This is a genomic window from Pseudomonas sp. MF5691, from assembly GCF_016405645.1.
GTDB classification, from domain to species: Bacteria; Pseudomonadota; Gammaproteobacteria; order Pseudomonadales; family Pseudomonadaceae; genus Aquipseudomonas; species Aquipseudomonas shahriarae.
On record NZ_JAEKDC010000003.1, the window covers coordinates 167299 to 192961 of the forward strand.

Consider the following 25663-nt stretch of genomic DNA (forward strand, 5'->3'; position numbering starts at 1 on the left):
GGATTACTCGTCAGCGTTATCGCTGTTGTCGCTGTCATCACTATCAGCGCTTTCAGCGCCTTCGTGCTCAGGACGGTCGCGACGCTCACGGCGCTCACTGCGGTTTTCTTCAGCCTTGAGCATCTCGGATTGGCCGGTAACGGCTTCTTCGCGACGGATGACCAGGTTACGGATCACTGCATCGTTGTAGCGGAAGTTGTCTTCCAGCTCGGCCAGGGCCTTGCCAGTGCACTCAACGTTCAGCATCACGTAGTGAGCCTTGTGAACATTGTTGATTGCGTAGGCCAGTTGACGACGGCCCCAATCTTCCAGACGGTGGATTTTGCCGCCGTCTTCTTCGATCAGCTTGGTGTAACGCTCTACCATGCCGCCGACTTGCTCGCTTTGATCCGGGTGGACCAAAAAGATGATTTCGTAATGACGCATGAATGCTCCTTACGGGTTGTAGCCTGCCGCTCAAAAACGGTCAGACAAGGAGTGAATGACACTTAGGAATCTTGCCGCTGGGAGGCACATGCGTGCCCGCCGGGAAGGCAAGGGGCGCAATTGTAGAGAAGGGGGAGAAAGGGCGCAAGGCAATTGGTGATTATTTGTACAACCTTCCAAACCCTGCAAACCAGTGTGGGAGCGGGCTTGCTCGCGAATACGTTAGGCCAGCCAACATCTATGGCGACTGACACTGCGCATTCGCGAGCAAGCCCGCTCCCACATTTGGACCTGCGCCAGACCTGATTACTTCTTGGACTTGGCCTTGGCGCCACGCTGACGCTGGGCTTCGAACAGGCAGACGCCCGTCGCGACTGAAACGTTGAGGCTGCTGACGCTACCGGCCATCGGCAAGTGCACCAGGTAGTCGCAATGCTCTCGGGTCAGGCGCCGCATGCCCTTGCCTTCAGCACCCATGATCAGGATGGTCGGGCCGGTGAGGTCCTGGTCATAGATGCTGACCTCGGCCTCACCCGCCGTACCCACGACCCACAAGCCGCGCTGCTGGAGTTTTTCCAGGGTGCGCGCCAGGTTGGTCACGGCCACCAACGGAATCACTTCCGCTGCGCCGCAGGCGACTTTACGCACGACCGGGGTCAAGGTAGCCGACTTGTCTTTCGGCACGATCACCGCCAGCGCGCCGGCAGCGTCCGCCGAACGCAGGCAGGCGCCGAGGTTGTGCGGGTCGGTCACGCCGTCCAGCACCAGCAACAGCGGCGCACCTTCGGTGCGGTCGAGCAGCTCGTCGAGCATGGCCTCGCCCCAGACCTGGCTCGGACTCACGTCCGCCACCACGCCCTGGTGTACGCCTTCGACCCAGACGTCCATTTCGCGCCGCTCGGCCTGACCGATGGCAACTTTATTCTGGTTGGCCAGCTCGACCAACGCTTGAACGCGCGGCTCGCTACGACCCTCGGCCAACCACACTTGCTTGACGCGCTTGGGGTGGTGACGCAGCAACGCTTCTACGGCGTGTACGCCGTAGATTTTTTCCAGACTCATGACTTGGCCTTAGGTTTGCGCGACCCGCCGCTCTTGGCAGGGGCCGAACCCGCTTTTGGCGGGCCTTTACGGTGTTTACTCGGTTTGCTCGACGGCTTGTCGGCGGCCTGGGACTTTCCCCCAGACGCCGCTTTACCACCGCTTTTGGCTTCGTTGAGCAACTGCTGCTTCAACTCGCGACTCTTGCGCAACTCGGCGTTTTTCGCCGCCGCATCACTGGGGCGGTACGCGTCGCTGACCTTTTCCTTGGCCGAGGAGCGGCGCGCAGGCTTGGCCGGCGCAGGCTCGGCAGCCGCTGCAGCTTTCGCAGGAGCGCCTTTTTTCGCCGGCGCTGTGGTTTCGGCACCCCGTTTTTTGCGGCCAATCGGCGCTTCGAGGGTTTTTTCAGCCATCTCGAAGTCGATCTTGCGTTCGTCGAGATCGACGCGCATGACCCGTACTTCTACGGTATCGCCCAAACGGAAGCTGCGACCGGTGCGCTCGCCCGCCAGGCGGTGATGCACAGGATCGAAGTGGTAGTAGTCACCCGGCAAGGCGGTGACGTGCACCAGACCTTCGACGTAGATGTCGGTCAGCTCGACGAACAGACCAAAACCGGTCACGGCGGTGATCACGCCTGGGAACGACTCACCTACGCGATCCTTCATGAACTCGCACTTGAGCCAGTTCACTACGTCACGGGTGGCTTCGTCGGCACGGCGCTCGCTCATGGAGCACTGCTCGCCCAACTGTTCCAGGGCCGCTTCGTCGTACGGATAGATCCGTGCCTTCGGAATAGTCATGGCACCGGCGCGCTTGACGTGCGGGGTGTTCTGCTTGGAATGGATCACGCTGCGGATGGCGCGGTGCGTGAGCAAGTCCGGGTAACGGCGGATCGGCGAGGTGAAGTGGGTATACGCCTCGTAATTCAGGCCGAAGTGGCCCTGGTTGTCGGCGCTGTACACCGCCTGGCTGAGGGAGCGCAGCATCACGGTCTGGATCAGGTGGAAGTCCGGACGGTCCTTGATGCTGGCCAACAGAGCCTGGTAATCCTTCGGCGACGGGCCATCCTTGCCTTTGTGCAGGGACAGGCCAAGCTCGCCCAGGAAGGCGCGCAGTTTTTCCAGGCGCTCCGGTGGCGGACCATCGTGCACCCGGTACAGCGCAGGAATCTCGTGCTTCTTCAGGAATTCGGCGGTGGCCACGTTGGCCGCCAGCATGCATTCCTCGATCAGCTTGTGCGCGTCATTGCGGGTGGTCGGCGTGATTTCCGCGATTTTGCGCTCGGAACCGAAGATGATCCGGGTTTCCTGGGTTTCAAAATCTATCGCGCCACGGACATGACGTGCGCCCAGCAACACCTTGTACAGCGAGTAGAGCTGCTTGAGGTGTGGAACTACGTCAGAGTACTGGCTGCGCAAAGCCTTGGCTTCGCTGGTTTTCGGCGTTTCCAGGATGGTGCTGACCTTGTTGTAGGTCAGGCGGGCCTGGGAGTGGATCACCGCTTCGTAGAACTGGTAGTCGGTCATTTCGCCGGTTTTCGAGATGGTCATCTCGCACACCATGGCCAAACGGTCGACTTTCGGGTTCAGGGAGCACAGGCCGTTGGACAGCTGCTCAGGCAGCATCGGGATCACGCGCTCAGGGAAGTACACGGAGTTGCCGCGCACCTGGGCTTCGTTATCCAGGGCCGAACCGATCTTCACGTAGCTGGATACGTCGGCAATCGCGACGAACAACTTCCAGCCGCCGGAGAACAGGCGCAGCTTGCCGGGCTTGGCTTCGCAGTAGACCGCATCGTCGAAGTCGCGGGCATCTTCGCCGTCAATGGTGACGAACGGCAGATGACGCAGGTCGATGCGTTTCTCTTTGTCTTTTTCTTCGACTTCCGGCTTGAGCTTGGCGGCTTCTTTGAGCACAGCCTCCGGCCAGACGTGAGGAATATCGTAGGTGCGCAGCGCAACATCGATTTCCATGCCCGGCGCCATGTAGTTGCCGACCACTTCGACGATATCGCCCTGTGGCTGGAAGCGCGGGGTTGGCCAGTGGGTGATTTTCACCTCGACGAACTGACCGACCTTGGCGGCGCCATTGCGGCCCGGGGTCACCAGCACTTCCTGCTGGACCTTCGGGTTGTCCGGAATCACGAAGCCGATGCCGCCTTCTTCGAAGTAGCGACCGACGATGGATTCGTGGGCACGGGACACCACTTCGACGATCACGCCTTCGCGTCGACCGCGACGGTCCAGGCCGGACACGCGCGCCAGGGCACGGTCGCCATCGAACACCAGGCGCATTTGCGCCGGGCTCATGAACAGGTCGTCACTGCCGTCATCAGGGATCAGGAAGCCGAAGCCGTCACGGTGACCGGCAATGCGGCCAAGGATCAGGTCGAGCTTGTCCACCGGCGCGTAAGTGCCGCGACGGGTGTAGATCAACTGTGCATCGCGCTCCATGGCGCGCAGGCGGCGGCGCAGTGCTTCGAGTTGGTCTTCGGTGGTCAGACCGAATTCTTCAACCAGCTGCTCGCGGCTAGCAGGCGAACCCCGATCGGCGAGATGCGCCAGGATCAGTTCGCGGCTAGGAATAGGGTTTTCATATTTTTCCGCTTCACGAGCGGCCTCGGGATCGAGGGACTGCCAATCGGCCATTAGAGAGTTTTCACCTTGTCTATATGTGGGTTAGTTTGGCATACGCGTATTGAAACGGGAAATTTCAAGCAATAACTAGCCCGCAAATGCGTTTTATAGCCGCGCAAAACCACCTTGCGTGACCGCCTGCGAAATTTTCCAGGCTTTTTTGATAACGGGGGTTTACAGCTTAAAAGCCACTCCGTATAGTGCGCGCCATCGACGACGGCAACGTTGAAGATACTGCCCAGATGGTGAAATTGGTAGACACGCCAGCTTCAGGTGCTGGTGACCGCAAGGTCGTGGAAGTTCGAGTCTTCTTCTGGGCACCAATTCAAAACTTGAGGTTTGCGCCTTGAGTCTCACAAAAACCCGCGGAAGCGGGTTTTTGCGTTATAGCCCTTTGATTTTTAACCCAAAAGTTGATTTATAAAATCAAATCAGGGGTTTACAGATCAAAAAGCCCGCCGTATAGTTCGCCCCATCAACAGCGGCAACGTTGCTTGATAATGCCCAGGTGGTGAAATTGGTAGACACGCCAGCTTCAGGTGCTGGTGATCGCAAGGTCGTGGAAGTTCGAGTCTTCTCCTGGGCACCAAATTCAGATCAAACCCGCGAAAGCGGGTTTTTTCGTTTCCGGGGTTTAAAAACTCCACCCGCAATTCCCGCTGCGCCCGCACTTGAGAAGTTTTATCGTTTATCCTTGCAATGATTTGTTGCACTCAAGTGAGGAACACCCCGGATGATGATCCGCGATATCCGTCTCAAGACATCCCTTCTGCGTGGCCTGACCATCACTCTGCTCGGCCTGACCCTGCTCTCTCCCACCGCCTACTCGGCCGACAAGGTTGAACTGACCCTGTACAACGGCCAGCACAAGGAAGTCGGCGATGAACTCGCCAAGGCCTTCGAAGCCAAGACCGGCATTCATGTGAATGTACGCAAGGGCAGCAGCAACCAACTGGCCAGCCAGGTCGTCGAAGAGGGTGAGCGCTCCCCCGCCGACGTGATCTACACCGAAGAATCCCCACCACTGAACAAACTTGGCGAACAAGGCCTGCTGGCCACTATCGACGCCAGTACCCTGGATGTCCTGCCCAAGGAATACGTGGCCGCCAATGGCGCCTGGATGGGCGTCACCGCACGTACCCGGGTAGTGGCCTTCAATCCGAAATTGATCAAGGAAGAAGAGCTACCCAAGTCGGTACTGGATTTCGCCAACCCCGAGTGGCAGGGCAAAGTGGGCTTCGTCCCCACCAGCGGCGCCTTCCAGGAACAGGCTGTGGCCATCATCAAACTGCATGGTCGCGATGCCGCCGAAGAATGGCTGACCGGGCTGCGCGCGTTCGGCAAGGTCTACAGCAATAACATGGTCGCCCTCAAAGCCGTGGAAAACGGCGAAGTAGCGACGGTGCTGGTGAATAACTACTACTGGTTTGCCCTGAAAAAGGAAAAAACCAACCTGGATTCGCAACTGCACTACTTCACCGATGGCGATGCTGGCGGCCTGATCACCGTATCGGCAGCAGCGGCATTGAAATCCAGCAAGCACCCCAAGCAAGCCCAGCAACTGCTGGCGTTCATGGCCAGCGAAGAAGGCCAGCGGGTTATCACCAACACCTCCGCCGAGTACCCGCTGCGCAAGGGCATGCAGTCCAACCGCGGCCTCAAGCCATTCAGCGAACTGCAACCGCCCAAAGTCACTCCCGCCGACCTGGGCAACGCCGAAGAAGCCCTGGAGCTGGAACGTGACGTTGGCTTGAACTGATGACCCCATCGCAATCTGCCCCCGCCTTGCGCGGCGGCTTTAGCCCCCGGCGCAAACGCCCGTCAATCTGGCTGCTGCTGCCGGTCTTTTTACTGGTGGGCTTGAGCCTGCTGCCGTTGGTGTATGTGGGCCTCAAGGCCTGGCAAGCCGGCTGGGCCGAGGCTGTGCATCTGCTGTGGCGCCCGTATGTGTTCGGGCTACTGCGCAACACCTTGGCATTAATGGTCGGCGTGACCGTCGCCTGCGCGGTGATCGGCCTGTCCCTGGCCTGGCTGCTGGAGCGCAGCAACCTGCCGGGCCGGCGGATCTGGGGCGTAATCCTGTGCCTGCCGTTTGCCGTGCCGGCGTTTGTCAGCAGCTTTACCTGGGTATCCCTGAGCGCCCAGTTCGAAGGCCTGGGCGGCGCCATCCTGGTCATGACCCTGTCCAAATACCCCCTGGTGTTCCTGCCGGTGGCGGCCACCCTGCGCAACCTGGACCCGTCCCTGGAAGAGTCGGCCCGCACCCTGGGGCTCAATCGCTGGAGCGTGTTTTTTCGCATCACCCTGCCGTTGCTGTGGCCGTCGCTGCTGGCCGGCGCCCTGTTGATCGCCTTGCATATGCTGGTGGAGTTCGGCGCCCTGTCGATCATCGGCCTGCAGACCTTCACCACGGCGATCTACCAACAGTTCGAATTGGAGTTCAGCAACGCCAATGCGGCGATGCTGTCTGCGGTGCTGCTGGTCATGTGCCTGACCCTGCTGTGGCTGGAACTGCGCGTGCGCGGCAAGGGCCGGCATGTGCGCACCGGACAAGGCGCGGCGCGGCATGCCGAACAGGTTCGACTGGGCAGATGGGCGCCATTGGGCCAGCTGTACTGCCTGATGCTGGCGATCATTGGCAGTGGCATTCCGTTGGGGATGCTCGGCTACTGGCTGGCCGTGGGTTCTTCAGCAGCCTTCCCGATAGCCGAGATCAGCGAGGCGCTGCTGTCCTCCCTGGCGCTGTCCCTGGGCGGCGCGGCACTCTGCCTGGCGCTGGCCTTACCGGTGGGTCTTCTGGTGGTGCGCTACAAAGGCCAACTGGCGCTGTGGGCCGAACGCCTGCCCTACTTGCTGCACGCCCTGCCCGGCCTGGTGATTGCCCTGACCCTGGTGTATTTCGCCCTGCATTACGTGCCGGCGCTGTATCAGACCTCGGCGTTGCTGCTGATCGCCTACGCGCTGCTGTTCCTGCCACTGGCCCAGGCGCCGATCCGTACCGCCTTGAACAAGGCTGCACCGCAACTGGAAGAGGCGGCCCGCACCCTCGGCGCATCGTCGTTCAGCGCGTTTTGTCGGGTGACCCTGCCGATTATCTTTCCGGCATTGGGCGCGGCGTTTGCGCTGGTGTTCCTCGATGCGATGAAGGAGTTGACCGCGACTTTGCTGCTCAGTCCAACCGGGTTGAATACCCTGGCCACGGCGGTGTGGGCGCACACCTCGAATGTGGAGTTTGCGGCGGCGGCGCCTTATGCGGCGCTGTTGATTCTGGTGTCGGGGCTGCCCGTCTACCTGCTCACGACACGGATGTATCTGAGCCGCTGAGAGCGCTATCGCAGGCAAGCCAGCTCCTACATTGGAGTGGGTTTGCCCGCGATAAGGCCCGAGCCGCCAACCTCAGGCCCGGAACTGCCCCAGGCTGGCCTTCAACTGCGCCGCCAAGCCATCCAGCACCTTGCCGCTGGCCGTGGTTTCCACCACCGCCTGCGCTGCGCGCTCGGCCTGGGCATGGATCACCTCGACCCGCCCCCGCACCGCATGCGCGCCCTGGGCCTGATGTTCGGCAGCCCGGGTCGCCAGGCCAATCGCCGCATGCACCTGCTCCACTGAGTCTTGCACCGTTTGCTGCAAGCGCACACTTTCGCGCAGCACCAGCAGACCCTCGCTGGCCTGGCGCCCGGCCTTGCCGATGGTCTCCACCGCCTCGCGCGCGCCTTGCTGCAACGCCACGATATGCGCCTGGATATCACCGGTAGAGCTTTGGGTTTTACTGGCCAACGCCCGCACTTCGTCTGCCACCACCGCAAAACCCCGCCCGGTTTCACCGGCACGCGCCGCCTCAATGGCGGCATTCAGGGCCAGCAGGTTGGTTTGCTCGGCAATGCCGTGGATCACCGTCAACACCACTTCAATCTGCTCGCTTTGCTGGGCCAGGCGCTCGATCACCTTGGAACCGGCCTGCACCTGCCCGGCCAAGGCCTCGATCAAACTGCCGACCTCGGCCGAAGTACGGGAGTTTTCATCCGTGGCCTGACGGATATCCACCACCTGCTGCAACGCGGCCTGCATGGCATGGCTTTCAGCCTGGGCCTCGTCAGCCATTTGCGACAGCGCCCGCAGGCTCTCGGCCACTTCATCACGCTGCAAACCTGCTGCGGCATCGGCGCCGGCATTGCGCAGGGTCATCGCGCCGATTTCCACGCCGGTACGCTGGGCCACATCGCCCGCCTCACGCACGATGGGCTGCAACTTATCCACAAACCGATTGACCGCCGAAGCCATGGCGCCGATTTCATCCTTGCTGTTGATCTGCACACGCTTGGTCAGGTCACCGTCACCGGCCGCCAAATCATCCATAGCCGCGATCAGCAGCTTGAGGCGATTGACCACCCGCCGCCCCAGCACCACGGCAATCAGCAACAGCACACCCAGGCCCACCACCGCCAGACCCAGACCGATACGCCAGCGCAGGGCCTGCGCGGCCTCTTGTACGGCGCTGGAGGTATTGGCGGTCATTTGCGTGGCCGTGGCCTGCGCCGACTGCAGACGGGCACCCATGGCCGCCGCACTGTCCGCCGCCGCGCCTTTGAGGCTGTCGCCCACCAATTGACCGCCATTGGCGATCAGCGCGGCAAAACGCTGGTCCAGCGCCGCCAGGTCCGCCTCGACCGCAGCGGTGGAAACCCCCATCAGCACCTTGCCGATCTCTACACCATTGGGGCTGATGGACGCTTCGACGTAGTACACCGAAGGGTCGCTTTTCGCAGCACTCAACACTTTGTCCAACGCACGGTCGCCCTGGCCTTTTTCCAGGAGCGCCTTGTTGATCGGGTTTGCCCGGTTCAAATAACGAGTCAGGTGCTGGCCTGTGGCGTCGTCATACACCACAAACAGTACATTGGGATTGCGCTGGGCACGCCGAGCGAACTCCGACAACGCAGGAACATCGCTGTCCCACATTGCACGGGGCGCAACCGAGGCCAGCAACTGCGCCATATCATTGGCAGAGTCCCTCAGGTCCTTTTCCAGGGTCGTACGCAGTTGCTGCTGCTCTTGCTTCAATCGCGCAGAAAGCCCGGCCGTGAGGCGGTCGCTGGTGCTGGACGACAAGCTATCCAGGCTGGACGTCACTTCCTTGCCGGCCTGGGTCAATTCGCCCGACAGTTTCTGGCTGTCCACACCCAGGCGTTTGCCCAAATCGGCTTCCAGGGCCGTGACTGTGCTCCGGGTCAGGGCGACCGCCACCAGCACTTGCACCAAAAGAGCGATACCAAGGGTAACGAACACCGGCCGCAACAGCCGGCTTTGTAACAATGAGAGAACGGCAGACATCGGGAATCCCTCCACCACGGGTGCCATTAAATTGATAGCACCGCGAAAGAGAGAAACATAGCAAGGGTCGTGCCGTGCGCACCGCAGAAACGACAAAGGGCCCCCGAAGGGACCCTTTGCTTTTTACATCAACAGCTTATTAAGCGAACGGATGACGCAAAACGATGGTCTCGTTGCGGTCCGGGCCCGTCGAAATAATGTCGATCGGCGCGCCAATCAGCTCTTCAACGCGCTTGATGTAGGCGCGGGCGTTAGCTGGCAGTTCTTCCAGGGTCTTGGCACCCACGGTCGATTCGCTCCAGCCCGGCACTTCTTCGTACACAGGCTGCAGGCCCACGTAGCTGTCAGCGTCGGTCGGGGCAACATCATTACCTTCGGCGTCTTTGTAACCAACGCAGATGTTGATGGTTTCCAGGCCGTCGAGTACGTCCAGCTTGGTCAGGCAGATACCCGAGATGCTGTTCACGTCGATAGCGCGACGCAGGATGACAGCATCGAACCAGCCACAACGACGGGCACGACCGGTCGTCGCGCCGAACTCGTGGCCTTGTTTGGCCAGGTGCGCACCGACGTCGTCGAACAGCTCAGTCGGGAACGGACCCGAACCTACGCGCGTGGTGTAGGCCTTGGTGATGCCCAGGATGTAGTCCAGGAACATCGGACCAACGCCCGAACCCGTCGCAACGCCGCCAGCGGTGGTGTTGGAGCTGGTCACGTACGGGTAGGTACCGTGGTCGATGTCCAGCAACGAGCCCTGGGCACCTTCGAACATGATGTCTTTGCCGGCGCGACGCAGGTCGTGCAGTTCGGCAGTCACGTCCAGCATCAGCGGCTTGAGCAGCTCGGCGTATTCCTTGCACTCGGCCAGGGTCTTGTCGAACTCAATGGCTGGCTCTTTGTAGTAACCGACCAGCATGAAGTTGTGGTAATCCACCAGTTCACGCAGCTTGTCTTCAAAGCGCGGCATGTTGAGCAGGTCGCCCACACGCAGGCCACGACGTGCAACCTTGTCTTCGTAGGCCGGGCCGATACCGCGACCGGTGGTGCCGATCTTCAGCTCGCCACGGGCCTTTTCACGGGCCTGGTCCAGCGCAACGTGGAAGGACAGGATCAGCGGGCAGGACGGGCTGATACGCAGGCGCTCGCGCACCGGTACGCCTTTCTCTTCCAGCTTGGTGATCTCGCGCAGCAGGGCGTCAGGTGCAACCACCACGCCGTTGCCGATCAGGCACTGCACGCCTTCGCGCAGTACGCCCGACGGGATCAGGTGCAAGACGGTTTTTTCGCCATCGATGACCAGGGTGTGGCCAGCGTTGTGGCCACCTTGGTAGCGCACTACGGCGGCAGCATGTTCGGTCAGCAGATCAACGATCTTGCCTTTGCCCTCATCACCCCATTGGGTGCCCAGGACTACGACATTCTTACCCATAACACTTGTCCTCATTCGCGCAAACTTGGTGCCGGCGTTGGCCGGCAGGAAAACTCAAGAAGCCAGTGGCGATACTTGCCAAAGCCCGTTCTGCTGAATCAATTGCCGGTCGCAGTCCGCTTCACGGGCGGCGGCCAATGGCTGCCCAGGCAAGGCCTGGACGACACGCTGACCCTCACTGCGCAACTGGCAGACCTGCTGCCAGAGTGCCGCGTCCGTACTGTCTGGCATCCAGATACCGCCAGACGGTAGCTCGACTTCAGCACGCCCCAGGGTCACCAGGGTTTTCAAATCGGTGGAAAAGCCAGTCGCCGGACGGGCACGACCGAAGTCGGCGCCGATATCGTCATAACGACCGCCTTGGGCGATGGCTTGGCCAACGCCCGGAACAAACACCGCGAACACCACACCGGTGTGGTAGTGGTAGCCGCGCAACTCACCCAGGTCAAAATACAACGGCAGTTGCGGGAAGCGCGCCGACAACTGCTCGGCAATCGCCAGCACGTCGTCCAGGGCCGCCAGCACCGGGGCCGGCGCGTTGGCCAGGCGATCACGGGCAGCGGTCAGCACTTCGCGACCACCACACAGGTCCACCAGCGCACGCAGCATGCCAGCCAGGTCGGCAGGCACGCCTTCGGTCAGGGCGATCACTTCGTCGATGGCCTTGCGCTGCAGGGCATCGAACAACTGCTGCTCCACTTCGCCGGACAAACCGGCCGCACGGGCCAGGCCACGGTAGATACCGACATGCCCCAGGTCCATGTGGACATCCGGCACATCGGCCAGTTGCAGCATCGCCAGCATCAGGCTGATGACTTCAACGTCGCTGCTCGGGCTCGCATCGCCATACAACTCGGCGCCCAACTGGATCGGGCTACGGGACGATGACAAGGCGCGCGGTTGCGCATGCAGCACGCTGCCGGCGTAGCACAGGCGGCTCGGCCCTTCACGACGCAAGGTATGCGCATCAATGCGCGCCACTTGCGGCGTGATGTCGGCGCGAAAGCCCATTTGCCGGCCCGATTGCGGGTCGATGACCTTGAAGGTGCGCAGATCCAGGTCCTGGCCCGCGCCGGTCAGCAGGGATTCCAGGTACTCGATATGGGGAGTCACGACAAACTCGTAACCCCAGCTCTGGAACAGATCCAACACCTGGCGACGCGCGATTTCAATACGCGCAGCCTCTGGTGGCAGTACTTCTTCGATGCCATCTGGCAGCAGCCAGCGGTCTACCGTTGCCATTACGCCATTCCCCTATGACCCGGCCTGCCCTTGGGCGAGCCTTGAGTGAAGCAGAAAATACCCGGCCCCTGCATAAACCACGCGCAAGAGCGACGTGACGAATGGCCTGTAGACGGCCTCGTCGGGCACTTTCCTCGAAAAACCTGTCACGCCTGCAACGCACAACAACAATCAAACATGCAGACGCAAAAAAGCCGGGAATTTCCCGGCTGCCGCATCATACACCCGTTTTCCGAAAGGATCACCCCGCCGAGCGTTTTAGCCGCCCGACGGAGTGGAACCAGCCAGTCAGCGGGTTACTTGGACTTTTCCAGGTAGCGGAAGAAATCGCTACTTGGGTCCAGCACCATGACATCGGTTTTGTTCGCAAAGCTTTCACGGTAGGCACGCAGGCTACGGTAGAACGCGTAGAACTCCTGGTCCTGGCCATAAGCCTTGGCGTAGATCGACGCGGCTTGGGCATCACCATCACCACGAGCCTCTTCGGACTCACGATAGGCCTCTGCCAACAGTACGCGACGCTGACGGTCGGCATCCGCACGGATACCTTCAGCCAGTTCGTTACCCTTGGCACGGTGCTCACGCGCCTCACGCTCACGCTCGGTGCTCATACGCTCGAACACGCTGCGGTTCACTTCCTTGGGCAGGTCAATGGCCTTGACCCGAACATCGACCACTTCGATACCCAGCTCTTTTTCCGCCATGGTGTTCAGCGAACGGGTGATGTCAGCCATCAGCGCATCACGCTCACCGGATACCACCTCGTGCAGGGTGCGCTTACCAAACTGGTCGCGCAGGCCCGATTCCAGACGACGGGACAAACGCTCGTCGGCAATCTGCTTGAGGCCGGAAGTCGCGGTGTAGAAGCGCTCGGCATCCTTGACGCGCCACTTGGCGTAGGCGTCAACCATCACGGCTTTCTTTTCCAGGGTCAGGAAACGCTGTGTCGGTGCATCCAGGGTCATCAGGCGGGCGTCAAACTTGCGCACCTGGTTGACGTAAGGGACTTTCACATGCAGGCCCGGCTGGACATCCGCCTGAACCACACGCCCGAATTGCAGCAACACCGCACGCTCGGTCTGAGCCACGATGTAGAAGCAGTTCCAGGCAGCGATGACCACGACGACGCCCACAATCAGGGCGGTCAGCGATTTATTGCTCATCAACGACTCTCCCGGGAACGTGTTTGCTGTTGCTGCAAGTCAGCGGCCGCACGGGCGCTCGCTTCGTTGGCAGCGGCAGTCGAACTGGCGGAAGACGAAGTACTGCCGGCACTACGACCACCTTCGATCATCTTGTCCAGCGGCAGGTACAGCAGGTTGTTCTGCCCACCCTTGTTGCCGGTCACGAGAACCTTGCTGGTGTTGGTGAAGACTTCCTGCATGGTGTCCAGGTACAGACGCTCGCGGGTGACTTCCGGTGCCTTGCGGTACTCGGCCACCAGCTTGGTGAAGCGGTCAGCCTCACCCTTGGCGCGGGACACGACTTCGTCGCGGTAACCGTTGGCATCTTCAATGATGCGCTGGGCCTGACCACGGGCTTCCGGCACCACGCCGTTGGCGTAGGTTTCAGCCTGGTTGCGCGAACGCTGCTCGTCTTCACGGGCACGGATCACGTCATCGAAGGCTTCCTGCACTTCACGCGGTGCCGCTGCGCTCTGTACGTTGACCTGGGTAACGGTGATACCGGTGCGATAGGTATCGAGGAACCGTTGCAGGCGCTCCTTGATCTCGCTGGCCATCAGTTCACGGCCTTCGGTCAGCACCTGGTCCATCGCAGTGGAACCCACTACGTGGCGCAGGGCGCTTTCGGTCGCGTGCTGCAAGCTGATTTCCGGCTGGTCGACGTTAAGCACGAAGTCCTGCAGATTGCTGATCTTGTACTGCACGGTCAGCGGCACTTCGACGATGTTCTCGTCTTCGGTCAGCATCTGGCCCTGCTTGGTGTAGGCACGCTCACGCGTGACGTTCTCCATGTACTTCTTGTCGATCGGCGGGAAGTAGATATTCAGGCCGGGGCCGACAGTCTCGTAGTACTTGCCGAAGCGCAGCACCACGGCTTGCTCCTGCTCGTCCACCACATAGACCGCGCTGTACAGCCAGACAGCCGCCAGCGCCACGAGGCCCAGGCCAAGCAGGCCGTAGCCGCCGCCCTTGCCTGTGCGACCGCCGTCGTCACCACCACGTTTTTTTCCACCACCGAACAACCCATTCAGGCTTTCCTGCAGCTTTCGGAAGGCCTCGTCGAGATCTGGTGGCCCCTTGCGGTCGCCATTATTGCGGCGTTTACCACCCCAAGGATCCTGATTATTCGAGTTGCCACCCGGCTCATTCCAAGCCATAGCGCTCTCCATCTGATAAAGCAAAGACGCACCCACGGCGCGCCGACCAATGCTACAGAATGCCTGCCACAGCGGCACAACCGCTTTCTCAGGCTTTTATTGCAAAGTGTGTTGTTCGAGGAACTCCGTCGGTACAACGCCCTCACGACTCACCAGCCGATTGAGCTCCGAACGAGGCAAACGAACAGCCAGCAGGCTGACACCCTCTTCGTCGTGTTCTTCTTTCTGTACGGCACCCAGTTCAAAGAACTGAGCACGCAGTCGAGCAAAACGCTGAGGCAAGCGCAAGGTGCCGACGAACAAATCGCCACCGAGCAACTCGGCAATCGCCTGCTCAAGCAATTCCAGACCACTACCGTCCCGCGCCGACAGCCAGACCCGCTGGGGCCTGCCGTTTTCGTCGCGCTGGATTTGCGGCTCCACACCTTCAAGCAAATCGAGTTTGTTATAGACCTCGAGGATCGGCAAGTCCTGGGCGCCAATCTCACCCAGTACTACCATGACCTGCTCGATCTGCAACATCCGGTCAGGCTCGGCCGCATCAATGACGTGCAGCAGCAGGTCGGAGTTGCTCGACTCTTCGAGCGTAGACCGGAATGCCTCGACCAGCTTGTGCGGCAAGTGGCGGATGAAGCCCACAGTGTCGGCCAGCACAATCGGCCCCAGGTCGTCGAGTTCCAGACGGCGCAAGGTCGGGTCAAGGGTGGCGAACAATTGGTCTGCCGCGTACACGTCCGATTTGGTCACGTTGTTGAACAGCGTGGATTTACCGGCGTTGGTGTAGCCCACCAGGGACACGGTAGGGATATCCGCACGGGTACGGCCGCGTCGCGATTGCTCGCGCTGACTGCGCACCTTCTCCAGCCGGCCCTTGATCTGGCGCAGGCGCACCCGCAGCAGACGCCGGTCGGTTTCGAGTTGGGTTTCACCCGGCCCACGCATGCCGATACCGCCACCCTGACGCTCAAGGTGCGTCCAGCCGCGAACCAGGCGGGTGCTCATGTGGTCAAGCTGGGCCAGTTCGACCTGGAGCTTGCCTTCATGGGTACGGGCGCGTTGGGCGAAGATATCGAGAATCAGACCGGTACGGTCAATCACGCGACACTCGAAAACACGTTCGAGGTTACGTTCCTGACTGGGCGTGAGGATGTGATTGAAGATAACCAGATCGGCTTCTTCGGCATGGACCAGGTCGCGCAGTTCCTCGACCTTGCCGCTGCCAATCAGAAATTTGGCGGTTGGCCGATGACGCGGCACGTTAAAAAACGCGACGGTCTCGGCGCCGGCCGAATTTGCCAGCTCCTGAAACTCCTGCGGATCTTCGCGCGCCTCAGGGTCCTGTCCATCCAAGTGAACGAGGATTACTCGCTCACCACCACCGTGGCGCTCAAAGAACAAAGGAGACTCCTATCAGGCGTTACCTGGCTCAGCGTCACCCTGTTCGGATTCGGTTGCGCTAGGCAGACGAATTGGACGAACCGGCACTACTGTCGAGATAGCGTGTTTGTAGACCATCTGGCTGACGGTGTTTTTCAGCAGGATCACGAACTGGTCGAAAGACTCGATCGTACCTTGCAGCTTGATGCCGTTGACCAGATAGATGGAAACCCCAACTTTCTCTTTACGTAAAGTATTCAAGTAAGGGTCTTGTAGCGAATGCCCTTTTGACATGTGCCGCACTCCTTTAAGGATCAATAATAAAAAATCGGAAAATAGATAGCTTGTGACCGTCACACCCCCAAGGATAGACGGCAATTGCAAGGACTCAGCTCAATATGGAGACCGTTCCCAAGTATTTCAAGGCGCGTGACAGATTGTCGCAATCCAGACTGTCCAGCCAATGCAGGTCAGTCCAACTGCGCAGCCAAGTGAACTGGCGTTTTGCCAATTGGCGCGTGGCAATAATGCCGCGCTCCTGCATTTCGGCTGACGTCAGCTTGCCATCCAGATGATCCCAGACTTGGCGGTAGCCTACAGCACGTATCGAAGGCAATCCCGGATGCAGATCACCTCTTGAACGCAGTGCTACGACCTCCTCCACGAACCCCTGTTCCAACATAATTGTGAATCTTTGTGCAATTCGTTCATGCAGCACCTGCCGATTCGCCGGAGCGATAGCCAGATTGGCGACAGTATAGGGCAATTGTCCCGGTCCAGAGGTGCCTGCGTCAGTACTTTGCGCAGATTGTCTGAGGCGATGGGCCGTCATTGTCTGGCCACTCACGCGCCAGACTTCCAGAGCCCGGCTCAGGCGCTGGGGGTCGTTGGGGTGAATGCGCGCGGCAGATACCGGGTCAATCGCCGCCAATTGCTCGTGCAGGGCCTGCCAACCAAGGCGTGCAGCCTCTTCTTCGATTTCGGCGCGCACCTGCGGATCGGCGGGCGGCATGTCGGCCAAGCCTTCCTGCAGCGCCTTGTAATAGAGCATCGTGCCGCCCACCAGCAGCGGGATATTGCCCCGCGCGGTGATTTCAGCCATGGCCGCCAGGGCATCGGTACGAAAATCCGCCGCCGAGTAGCTTTGCGATGGATCAATAATGTCGATCAGTCGATGGGGATGGGCGGCCAACAGCTCCTTGGACGGCTTGGCGGTACCAATGTCCATGTCCCGGTAAACCAGGGCTGAATCAACACTGATCAGCTCACAGGGCAAAACCTTGGTCAGCTCGATCGCAAGGTCTGTCTTGCCGGCGGCCGTCGGGCCCATCAGGAAGATGGCGGGAGGTAGAGAGCTCATCAGCGGCCGCGCAGGAATAGTTTGTCCAGATCATCCAGGCCCATTTGGGTCCAGGTCGGTCGGCCATGGTTGCACTGGCCACTGCGCTCGGTGTTTTCCATGTCCCGCAGCAGGCCGTTCATTTCCGGCAGGGCCAGGCGCCGGTTGGCGCGGATCGCGCCGTGGCAGGCCATGGTGCCGAGCAGTTCGTTGATATGCGCCTGGATCCGGTCACTGGTGCCGTATTCCATCAGGTCCGCCAGCACGTCGGCCACCAGCCGATTGGCCTCGGCCTGCTTGAGCAGGGCGGGAATCTGCCGGATGGCCAGGGTTTCCGGGCCCAGGCGCTGCAACTCAAAACCCAGTTTCTGGAACACCGCGTGGTGCTCCTCGGCGCAATCGGCTTCCCGCTGGCTCACCGCCAGGGACTCCGGCACCAGCAATGGCTGGCCGCTCAGGCCTTCACTGGCCATGGCGATCTTCAGGCGCTCGTACATGATCCGTTCGTGGGCCGCGTGCATGTCCACCAGCACCAGGCCGTGGGCGTTTTCCGCGAGGATATAGATACCCTTGAGCTGGGCCAGGGCATAACCCAGGGGCGGGATATCACCGCCGCCTTCCGGCAGGGCCACTGCGCCCGACTCGGCATCGGGCAGCGGCGCGAAGAATTCGCGATAGGCCGCCTGGGCCTCGGCCACCGGCACCGCCGATTGCGGACGCGGGGTGTATTGATACTGATAGCCCGCCCCCGCGCCGGAACCCGGCGCCGGGTAACTTGGCTGGGCTTGCGGCGATTGCAGCAGGTTGGCCGCCAGGCTCATTTCGCCCTGGGGCCCGAATTCACCGGCCTCCGGCCCTGTCGGGCGGACGACGGCGGTGACAATCGGCGCCGCCAGTTGATCGTCCGGGCGCACATCGCCCAAGGCACGGTGCAAGGTGCCATAGAGGAAGTCATGGACCATGCGCCCGTCACGGAAGCGCACCTCGTGCTTGGTCGGGTGCACGTTGACGTCGACCACCGCGGGGTCCACTTCAAAAAACAGCACAAAGGTTGGGTGCCGGCCATTGAACAGCACGTCGCGATAGGCCTGGCGCACCGCATGGGCCACCAGCTTGTCGCGTACGGCACGGCCATTCACAAAGAAATACTGCAAGTCTGCCTGGCTGCGGGAGAACGTCGGCAGGCCGACCCAACCCCACAAATGCAGGCCGTTACGCTCGATCTCAATCGGCAGCGCCTGTTCCAGGAAGCCTGCGCCGCAGATTGCCGACACGCGTCGGGCGCGGGCGGCATCGTCATTGGCCTCATGCAGGCTGAGGATGGTCTTGCCGTTGTGGCGCAGGTGGAAGGCCACATCAAAGCGCGCCAGGGCCAGGCGCTTGATGACTTCTTGCAGGTGATCGAATTCGGTTTTTTCGGCCTTGAGGAATTTGCGCCGCGCCGGGGTATTGAAGAACAGGTCGCGCACTTCCACCGAGGTGCCCACTGGATGGGCTGCCGGCTGGACCCGAGGGGCCATGTCACGGCCTTCGGTTTCCACCTGCCAGGCCTGTTCGGCGCCACGGGTGCGGGAGGTCAAGGTCAGGCGCGCCACGGAGCTGATTGATGCCAGCGCCTCACCACGAAAGCCCAGGCTCATCACCCGCTCAAGGTCTTCCAGGTCACGGATTTTGCTGGTGGCATGGCGTGCCAGTGCCAGCGGCAGGTCGTCCGAGGAAATCCCGCTACCGTCGTCGCGCACCCGCAGCAGCTTGACGCCGCCCTGCTCGACATCCACGTCGATGCGCTTGGCGCCGGAGTCGAGGCTGTTTTCCAGCAGTTCCTTGATCACCGACGCCGGGCGCTCAACCACCTCGCCCGCAGCGATCTGGTTGGCCAGCCGCGGGCTGAGCAGTTCGATGCGCGAAGCGCTGTTCAATACCGATTCGCTCATTACTGTGCTGCCAACTTAGTGCTGGGGATGGTCAACACCTGGCCGACTTTCAGCTCATCGGTTTTCAGGTTATTGGCGCTGCGCAAGGTGGCGGCCGAGACCTGGAAACGCACGGCCAGCATGGCCAAGGTGTCGCCGGGCTGCACCCGGTGATCACGCGGGCCCTGGGCGATTTTCCCGGAGTCCCGTAGCCAGGCGATATAGGTGCCCGGCGGCGGGTTCTGCTGGAAGAACTGACGCACGCCGGAACTGATGGAGCGCGCCAACGCCTGCTGGTGGCTGGCGCTGGCCAGCTTGTTGGCTTCGTTGGCGTTGGAGATAAAGCCGGTTTCGACCAGGATCGACGGGATATCCGGCGACTTGAGCACCATAAACCCGGCCTGCTCCACCCGCTGCTTGTGCAACGGGGTGACCCGGCCCATGTTGGTCAGGACTTTCTGCCCGACGTTCAGGCTGGAGGTCAGCGAGGCAGTCATCGACAGATCCAGCAATACACCCGCGAGCATGCGGTCCTTGTCATCCAGGGACACGTTGCCGGCACCGCCGATCAAGTCGGAACGGTTTTCGCTGTCGGCCAGCCAGCGTGCGGTCTCGGATGTGGCGCCACGATCCGACAGGGCAAACACCGAGGCGCCAAAGGCGGCCTTCGACGGGGCGGCGTCGGCGTGGATCGACACGAACAGGTCGGCGCCCTTCTTGCGGGCGATTTCGGTACGCCCGCGCAGCGGGATGAAGTAGTCGCCGGTACGGGTCAATTCGGCGCGGTAGCCTTTCATCCCGTTGATCTGGCGCTGCAATTCGCGGGCGATGGCCAGGACCACGTCTTTTTCGTGCTGGCCACGGGAGCCCGAGGCGCCCGGGTCTTCACCGCCGTGGCCGGCGTCGATCACCACGATGACGTCACGTTTGCCGGCCGGGGCTGGCGGCAGCGGTGGCAACTTGACCTGGGGCTGCGCGGGGCTGACCGGCACGGCTGGCGTGGTGGCGACCGAAGGCGCAGGTGCCGGGGCTGGCGCCGCATCGGCAGGGTTATCGAACAGATCGACCACCAGGCGGTTGCCATACTGGGCGTTCGGCGCGAGGGAAAAACTCTTCGGCGTCACGACCTTTTTCAGGTCGATGACCACCCGCAGGTCAGTCGGCGTGCGCTGGGCCGAGCGCATCGCGGTAATCGGCGTGTTCGCAGTGGAGACCTTCAGGGGCGCGGCCAGGGTCGCACCGTTGATGTCAATCACCAGGCGATCAGGCGCCGTCAGGGTAAAGACACTGTGCTGGACCGGGCCAGACAGGTCGAACACCAGTCGCGTGTTATCCGGAGCTCGCCACAGGCGCACACTTTTCACCTGTGAAGCAGCCAGAGCATTGACAGTCATTGCCGCAAGCAACACCCCCACGACAGCAACCAACGCGCGAAAGCGCATACCTAACCCACCCATTATTAGAATTTCAAAGCCAAAGCGGCACACCAGGACTCACTGCGCGCGCTCTGGGACAACAATTTCAACTGACGCCCATGGTTATGCGCAGTAATGGTAATGGTCAGGTCGGGCTTTGGCAAAAAGCCTGTGCCCTTGTCCGGCCACTCGATCAGGCACAAGGCGTCGCCATCGAAGTAATCGCGGATGCCCATGTACTCCAATTCCTCGGGATCCACCAGGCGATACAGGTCGAAATGGAACGCCCGCACCTCACCGATCTCGTAAGGCTCTACCAGGGTGAACGTCGGACTTTTCACTGCACCACTATGCCCAAGCCCGCGAATGATGCCGCGCGACAGCGTGGTTTTGCCGGCGCCCAGATCACCTTGCAGAAAAATCAGGCCCACACCCCCGGTGATCTCGGCAATGCTCTTGCCGAGAGCCACCATGGCCTCTTCATCCGCTATAAACAGCGTTACTTCAGACACGGTGACTGCTCCTCCAACAACTGACGAATGGCGGGAATCAGGTCACTGGCCACCAGGCCGCGACCCAAGGTGCCCTGACGATCGCCCGCCGTGGCGTGCAACCACACTGCCAGGCTGGCGGCCTCGAACGCTGGCATGCCTTGGGCCAGCAGCGCGCCGGTCAAGCCGGCGAGCACATCCCCCAGGCCCGCCGATGCCATGGCCGGATGCCCCTGGTCACAGCGCGCCACCCGCCCATCCGGGCTGGCGATCAGGCTGCCCGCGCCCTTGAGCACCGTGACTGCATTGAATTTCTGGCTCAGCGCGCGCGCCACCTTAAGCCGGTCGGCCTGAACCTCGGCTGTCGAGATCCCCATCAGCCGCGCTGCCTCCCCTGGGTGCGGAGTGATCACGCAATCGGCCGGCAAGGTTACATGGCCTGCGGCCAGCAGGTTCAGCGCGTCTGCATCCCAGACCTGGGGTTGCCGGGCATTGGCGGCCACCGACAGTAGGCTTTTGCCCCACGCCATGTCGCCCAGGCCAGGGCCGACAACCATCACCGAGACTTTTTCCAGCAAACCCATCAACTGATTGGCCGAATGCACGCCGCGCACCATGACTTCCGGCAAGCGGGTCAAAGCGGCGGGGACATGTTCACTGCGGGTCGCCAGGGACACCAGGCCAGCACCGCTGCGCAAGGCGCTTTCAGCACTCAGTAGCGCGGCGCCGCCAAAGCCATGGTCGCCACCAATCACCAGGACGTGGCCAAACTGCCCCTTGTGGGCCTCTGGGGAACGCGCAGCCAGTTGCGGCAATTGGCCGGGCAACAGGGGCTGCACGTCGGTTATTTCGTGTTTTGTCTGCGGCATGCGTCTTCAAGCTCCGATGTCTGGCAGAATTATACGCATCTAACCTGCGGTTTCTCTCGTCTCATGCCTGCTATTACCACCGATCTGCCCGCCCTCGCCCAATCGATCAAAGACTGGGGTCGCGAGCTGGGCTTTCAACAAGTCGGCATCAGCGGCCTGGACCTGGCCGAGCATGAACAGCACCTACAGCGCTGGCTCGACGCGGGCTACCACGGCGAGATGGACTACATGGGCGCCCATGGCAGCAAACGCTCGCACCCGGACGAGTTGGTACCCGGCACCTTGCGCGTGGTGTCCCTGCGCATGGATTACCTGCCCGGCGATACGCAAATGGCGCAACTGCTGGCCCAACCCGAAAAAGCCTATATCTCCCGCTACGCCCTGGGCCGCGACTACCACAAGCTGATCCGCAAGCGCGTGCAGCAACTGGCCGACCGCATCCAGGCACAGATCGGCCCGTTTGGTTTTCGCGCCTTTGTCGACAGCGCCCCAGTGCTGGAAAAAGCCATCGCCGAACAAGCCGGCCTGGGCTGGATCGGCAAAAACACCCTGGTCCTCAACCGCAAGGCCGGTAGCTACTTCTTCCTCAGCGAACTGTTCGTCGACCTGCCACTGCCCGTCGACCCGCCCCACAGCACCGAACACTGCGGCCGCTGCACCGCCTGCCTGGACATCTGCCCCACCAATGCCTTCGTCGGCCCCTATGTGCTGGACGCCCGGCGCTGCATTTCCTACTTGACCATCGAACTCAAGAGCGCAATCCCCGAGGATCTGCGGCCACTGATTGGCAACCGCGTGTTCGGCTGCGATGACTGTCAGATCGTTTGCCCGTGGAATCGTTTCGCCCGACCTTCAGGAGAAAGCGATTTCAAGCCGCGCCACAACCTGGATAACGCCGAACTGGCCGAGTTATTTATGTGGGATGAGGATAAATTCCTCAGCAGTACCGAAGGCTCGCCGCTACGCCGCGCCGGTTATGAGCGTTGGCTGCGTAACCTGGCCGTGGGCCTGGGCAACGCGCCTTCCAGCATTCCGGTGCTGGAAGCCTTGAAGGCGCGCCGGGACTACCCCTCCGAACTGGTCCGCGAACATGTCGAATGGGCGCTGAACCAGCACGCGACGCGTCAATGTTCGTCGTTGTAGACGAACTTGGGCATTTCCCAGTGAAAGCGGATGGCCAGCAGTCGCAGTAGAAAACCGCTGAACAGGGTGAGCAGAATCGCTTGCTCGCTGGGCAGTTCGAGGTAGATGCACAGCATGTAGCACCAGGCGGCGAGGAACGACACGCTGGCATACAACTCGCGGCGGAAGATCAACGGAATATCGTTACAGAAAATATCCCGCAGGATCCCGCCGAAGACTCCGGTGATCACCCCGCTGACCGAGGCCACCAGCATGCCGTGCCCCATTTCCAGGGCCGTCATGCAGCCGATCAGGGTGAAAGCCACCAGCCCTACGGCGTCCAGCGCCAAAAACAGTGAGCGCAAGTGGCGCATCAGCGGGGCGATAAAGATCGTCACCAATGCCGCTACCGAGGTCAGCACCAGGTATTCCGGATGTTTGACCCAGGTCAGCGGGTAATGGCCGAGCAACACATCGCGCACCGAACCGCCACCCAGCGCCGTCACGCAGGCGATCAACACCACGCCAAACCAGTCCATGCCACGACGGCCGGCGGACAAGGCGCCGGTCATGGCTTCGGCGGTGATGGCGATGAGGTAGAGCATCAGCAGCATGATGGCGATCCTTGCAAAGAGGCGCGCAGTCTAATCATTTGGCGAAGGCACCAAAAGGGGGCGCTCGGCGAAAGACCGAGCATGCCCACACTTGGAATGCGATCAAGTGTGTGGTTTGAGGGCACAGAACTTTGCACACACCACACAGCAACTGTGGGAGCGGGCTTGCCCGCGATGGCGCCAGCCCTGGCGCCACGAACTCAAGCCTTGATGAAATGCTTGCGGTAATGCTGCAACTCGGCAATCGACTCGCGGATATCATCCAGGGCCAGGTGGGTGCTGCCCTTATGGAAGCTGTCCTTGACCTCTGGCGCCCAACGCGCGGCCAGTTCTTTCAAGGTCGACACATCGAGGTTGCGGTAGTGGAAGTAGCTTTCCAGCCCCTTCATATGGGTATAAAGGAAGCGGCGGTCCTGGCAGATGCTGTTGCCACAGATCGGCGACTTGCCCTTGGGCACCCACTTTTCCAGGAAGGCAATCGTCTGGGCCTCAGCCTCGGCCATGCTGATGCGGCTGTCGCGCACGCGCTGGGTCAGGCCCGAGTTGCCGTGGGTGCGGGTGTTCCACTCGTCCATGGTGGCCAGCACCGCGTCGCTGTGGTGGATGGCGATCACCGGACCTTCGGCCAAGGTGTTGAGGTTGCTGTCGGTGACAATGGTCGCCATCTCGATGATGACGTCGGTGTCAGGGTTCAGACCGGTCATTTCCAGATCGATCCAAATCAGGTTCTGTGGGTTTTGCATGTCGTGGTTCCTTGGCACCTTGGCGTAGCTGCGCAGTTTAGCAGGCGGGGCGTGCTAGACTCGCGACCGTTTTATCCAACCTTTGCATTATCGACACGGAACACCAATGGCCAAACGCCAGCTCAACCGTCGCCAAAACTGGCGCATCGAAAAAATCCAGGGTGAACGCGCTGCCCGCGCCGCCAAACGTGAATCTTCTGCCGTGGAAGCGCTGGAGGGTGGCGACCTGGGCCCCGAACAAACGGGCCTGGTGATCGCGCACTTTGGGGTGCAGGTCGAAGTCGAGGCCCTGGAGGGCGAGCTGGCCGGCGAAGTGTTCCGCTGCCACCTGCGCGCCAACCTGCCGGCCCTGGTAACCGGCGACAAAGTGGTGTGGCGTGCCGGCAACCAAGGCATCGGGGTGATCGTCGCGCAACTGCCGCGCAGCACCGAACTGCGCCGCCCGGACAGCCGTGGCCAACTCAAGCCGGTGGCGGCCAACGTCGACATGATTGTCATCGTCTTCGCCCCGCTGCCCGAGCCACACGCCAACCTGATCGACCGCTACCTGGTGGCGGCCGAGCACGCCGGCATCCGCCCGCTGTTGCTGCTGAACAAATTCGACCTGATCGACGACCAGAACGCCCCGGCGCTGAATGCGTTGCTTGCGGTGTATCGGCAGTTGGGCTACCCGGTGCTGGAAGTCTCGGCACACCATGGCAACGGCATGGAACAGCTGCAACAGCAGTTGGACGGGCGCATCAGCGTGTTCGTCGGCCAGTCGGGCGTGGGTAAGTCGTCGCTGGTCAACAGCCTGCTACCGGAAGTCGAGACCCGCGTCGGCCCGCTGTCGGAGCTGTCCGGCCAGGGTACGCACACCACCACCACCGCACGCCTGTTCCACTTCCCGGGCGGTGGCGAGCTGATCGACTCCCCCGGCATCCGTGAATTCGGCCTGGGCCACGTCAGCCGCGCAGATGTAGAAGCGGGTTTCATCGAGTTCAACGACTTGATCGGCACGTGCCGCTTCCGCGACTGCAAGCACGACCGCGAGCCGGGTTGTGCGTTGCTCAAGGCCCTGGAAGACGGGCGCGTGCAGCAACAACGCATGAACAGCTATCGCTCGATCATCGCGAGTTTGCCGGAAAGCAGTTACTGAGTGGCCATGCCTCGATACACTTTAAGTGCAGCCTGCAACCCCCCTACTCCATTGATTTAATAGGGGCCGGCATCAAGAATTCAGGACAACTGGGTGGCTCGTTGACACAAGCCAGCTTGAATTCGGAATTCCTGATGCCCATAATCACTCCGTTACCGGCGAAAGTCGGCAGGAGTCTGGATCCTTCCCGGAG

At 61.4% G+C, this 25663-nt stretch carries 21 protein-coding genes and 2 tRNA genes; 6 read left to right on the forward strand and 17 right to left on the reverse strand.

The window, feature by feature from the left end:
• Positions 1-3: 3 nt before the first annotated feature.
• The 3 genes from rpsF to rnr form a co-directional block, all read right to left on the reverse strand.
• The gene (rpsF, locus tag JFT44_RS06115; RefSeq protein WP_003217491.1) at positions 4-426 is read right to left on the reverse strand and encodes a 30S ribosomal protein S6; all 423 of its coding nucleotides are present in this window, start codon (positions 424-426) and stop codon (positions 4-6) included.
• Positions 427-732: 306 nt separating this feature from the next.
• Positions 733-1488, reverse strand: coding sequence for a 23S rRNA (guanosine(2251)-2'-O)-methyltransferase RlmB (gene rlmB, locus JFT44_RS06120; protein ID WP_057444490.1), 756 nt, complete (start codon positions 1486-1488; stop codon positions 733-735).
• On the reverse strand, positions 1485-4118 hold the full coding sequence (gene rnr / locus JFT44_RS06125; protein WP_057958157.1) for a ribonuclease R: 2634 nt from the start codon (positions 4116-4118) through the stop codon (positions 1485-1487). The genes rlmB and rnr overlap by 4 nt, the downstream gene beginning before the upstream one ends.
• A gap of 224 nt (positions 4119-4342) precedes the next feature.
• Here rnr and JFT44_RS06130 point away from each other — a divergent pair.
• The 4 genes from JFT44_RS06130 (at position 4343) to JFT44_RS06145 (ending at position 7430) form a co-directional block, all read left to right on the forward strand.
• Positions 4343-4429: transfer RNA gene (locus tag JFT44_RS06130), tRNA-Leu, on the forward strand.
• Between the two features lie 179 nt (positions 4430-4608).
• Positions 4609-4695: transfer RNA gene (locus JFT44_RS06135), tRNA-Leu, on the forward strand.
• A gap of 144 nt (positions 4696-4839) precedes the next feature.
• Positions 4840-5865, forward strand: a complete 1026-nt coding sequence (locus JFT44_RS06140; protein WP_057958156.1) for an extracellular solute-binding protein — start codon at positions 4840-4842, stop codon at positions 5863-5865.
• On the forward strand, positions 5865-7430 hold the full coding sequence (locus JFT44_RS06145) for an iron ABC transporter permease (protein WP_186625913.1): 1566 nt from the start codon (positions 5865-5867) through the stop codon (positions 7428-7430). Before JFT44_RS06140 ends, JFT44_RS06145 begins: the two co-directional genes overlap by 1 nt.
• 72 nt (positions 7431-7502) lie before the next feature.
• Here JFT44_RS06145 and JFT44_RS06150 read toward each other — a convergent pair whose 3' ends face one another.
• From JFT44_RS06150 to JFT44_RS06205, 12 genes are all read right to left on the reverse strand, one after another.
• A complete protein-coding gene (locus JFT44_RS06150) occupies positions 7503-9437 on the reverse strand; it encodes a methyl-accepting chemotaxis protein (protein WP_186625914.1) in 1935 nt (644 codons plus the stop codon).
• Positions 9438-9576: 139 nt separating this feature from the next.
• Positions 9577-10866 (reverse strand): adenylosuccinate synthase, encoded by a 1290-nt coding sequence (locus JFT44_RS06155; protein WP_057437412.1) that lies wholly within the window; start codon positions 10864-10866, stop codon positions 9577-9579.
• Between the two features lie 54 nt (positions 10867-10920).
• On the reverse strand, positions 10921-12108 hold the full coding sequence (locus JFT44_RS06160) for an ATP phosphoribosyltransferase regulatory subunit (protein ID WP_057958153.1): 1188 nt from the start codon (positions 12106-12108) through the stop codon (positions 10921-10923).
• Between the two features lie 296 nt (positions 12109-12404).
• The gene (gene hflC / locus JFT44_RS06165; RefSeq protein ID WP_017849753.1) at positions 12405-13271 is read right to left on the reverse strand and encodes a protease modulator HflC; all 867 of its coding nucleotides are present in this window, start codon (positions 13269-13271) and stop codon (positions 12405-12407) included.
• On the reverse strand, positions 13271-14449 hold the full coding sequence (gene hflK / locus JFT44_RS06170) for an FtsH protease activity modulator HflK (protein ID WP_057958152.1): 1179 nt from the start codon (positions 14447-14449) through the stop codon (positions 13271-13273). The genes hflC and hflK overlap by 1 nt, the downstream gene beginning before the upstream one ends.
• Before the next feature lie 96 nt (positions 14450-14545).
• Entirely contained in the window at positions 14546-15847 is a 1302-nt protein-coding gene (hflX, locus tag JFT44_RS06175) for a ribosome rescue GTPase HflX (protein ID WP_029299582.1), read from the reverse strand.
• 12 nt (positions 15848-15859) lie between these two features.
• Entirely contained in the window at positions 15860-16120 is a 261-nt protein-coding gene (gene hfq, locus JFT44_RS06180; protein ID WP_010221594.1) for an RNA chaperone Hfq, read from the reverse strand.
• A gap of 94 nt (positions 16121-16214) precedes the next feature.
• Positions 16215-17186 carry a tRNA (adenosine(37)-N6)-dimethylallyltransferase MiaA gene (gene miaA / locus JFT44_RS06185; RefSeq protein ID WP_057958151.1) on the reverse strand — a complete coding sequence of 324 codons (972 nt, stop codon included), beginning with the start codon at positions 17184-17186 and terminating at the stop codon, positions 16215-16217.
• On the reverse strand, positions 17186-19084 hold the full coding sequence (gene mutL / locus JFT44_RS06190) for a DNA mismatch repair endonuclease MutL (RefSeq protein WP_186625919.1): 1899 nt from the start codon (positions 19082-19084) through the stop codon (positions 17186-17188). The genes miaA and mutL overlap by 1 nt, the downstream gene beginning before the upstream one ends.
• Before the next feature lie 14 nt (positions 19085-19098).
• Entirely contained in the window at positions 19099-20520 is a 1422-nt protein-coding gene (locus tag JFT44_RS06195; protein ID WP_057958187.1) for an N-acetylmuramoyl-L-alanine amidase, read from the reverse strand.
• A 17-nt stretch (positions 20521-20537) separates the two neighbouring features.
• On the reverse strand, positions 20538-21005 hold the full coding sequence (tsaE, locus tag JFT44_RS06200; RefSeq protein ID WP_057437400.1) for a tRNA (adenosine(37)-N6)-threonylcarbamoyltransferase complex ATPase subunit type 1 TsaE: 468 nt from the start codon (positions 21003-21005) through the stop codon (positions 20538-20540).
• Positions 20993-21853: an NAD(P)H-hydrate dehydratase gene (locus tag JFT44_RS06205; protein ID WP_057437392.1), complete on the reverse strand. Its 861-nt coding sequence runs from the start codon at positions 21851-21853 to the stop codon at positions 20993-20995. The genes tsaE and JFT44_RS06205 overlap by 13 nt, the downstream gene beginning before the upstream one ends.
• A 63-nt stretch (positions 21854-21916) precedes the next feature.
• On the opposite strand from JFT44_RS06205, the gene queG reads away from it, so the two are divergent.
• Positions 21917-22996 carry a tRNA epoxyqueuosine(34) reductase QueG gene (queG, locus tag JFT44_RS06210; RefSeq protein ID WP_057958149.1) on the forward strand — a complete coding sequence of 360 codons (1080 nt, stop codon included), beginning with the start codon at positions 21917-21919 and terminating at the stop codon, positions 22994-22996.
• Here queG and JFT44_RS06215 read toward each other — a convergent pair.
• Both JFT44_RS06215 and orn read right to left on the reverse strand, forming a co-directional pair.
• Complete coding sequence (locus tag JFT44_RS06215; protein WP_169851492.1) at positions 22978-23592, reverse strand: trimeric intracellular cation channel family protein; 615 nt, start codon at positions 23590-23592, stop codon at positions 22978-22980. The two genes, queG and JFT44_RS06215, sit on opposite strands and share 19 nt — an antisense overlap.
• 197 nt (positions 23593-23789) lie before the next feature.
• Positions 23790-24332, reverse strand: a complete 543-nt coding sequence (gene orn / locus JFT44_RS06220) for an oligoribonuclease (protein WP_003188046.1) — start codon at positions 24330-24332, stop codon at positions 23790-23792.
• 106 nt (positions 24333-24438) lie between these two features.
• Here orn and rsgA point away from each other — a divergent pair, with 106 nt between their 5' ends.
• The gene (rsgA, locus tag JFT44_RS06225; protein ID WP_057437388.1) at positions 24439-25470 is read left to right on the forward strand and encodes a small ribosomal subunit biogenesis GTPase RsgA; all 1032 of its coding nucleotides are present in this window, start codon (positions 24439-24441) and stop codon (positions 25468-25470) included.
• Positions 25471-25663: the final 193 nt, after the last annotated feature.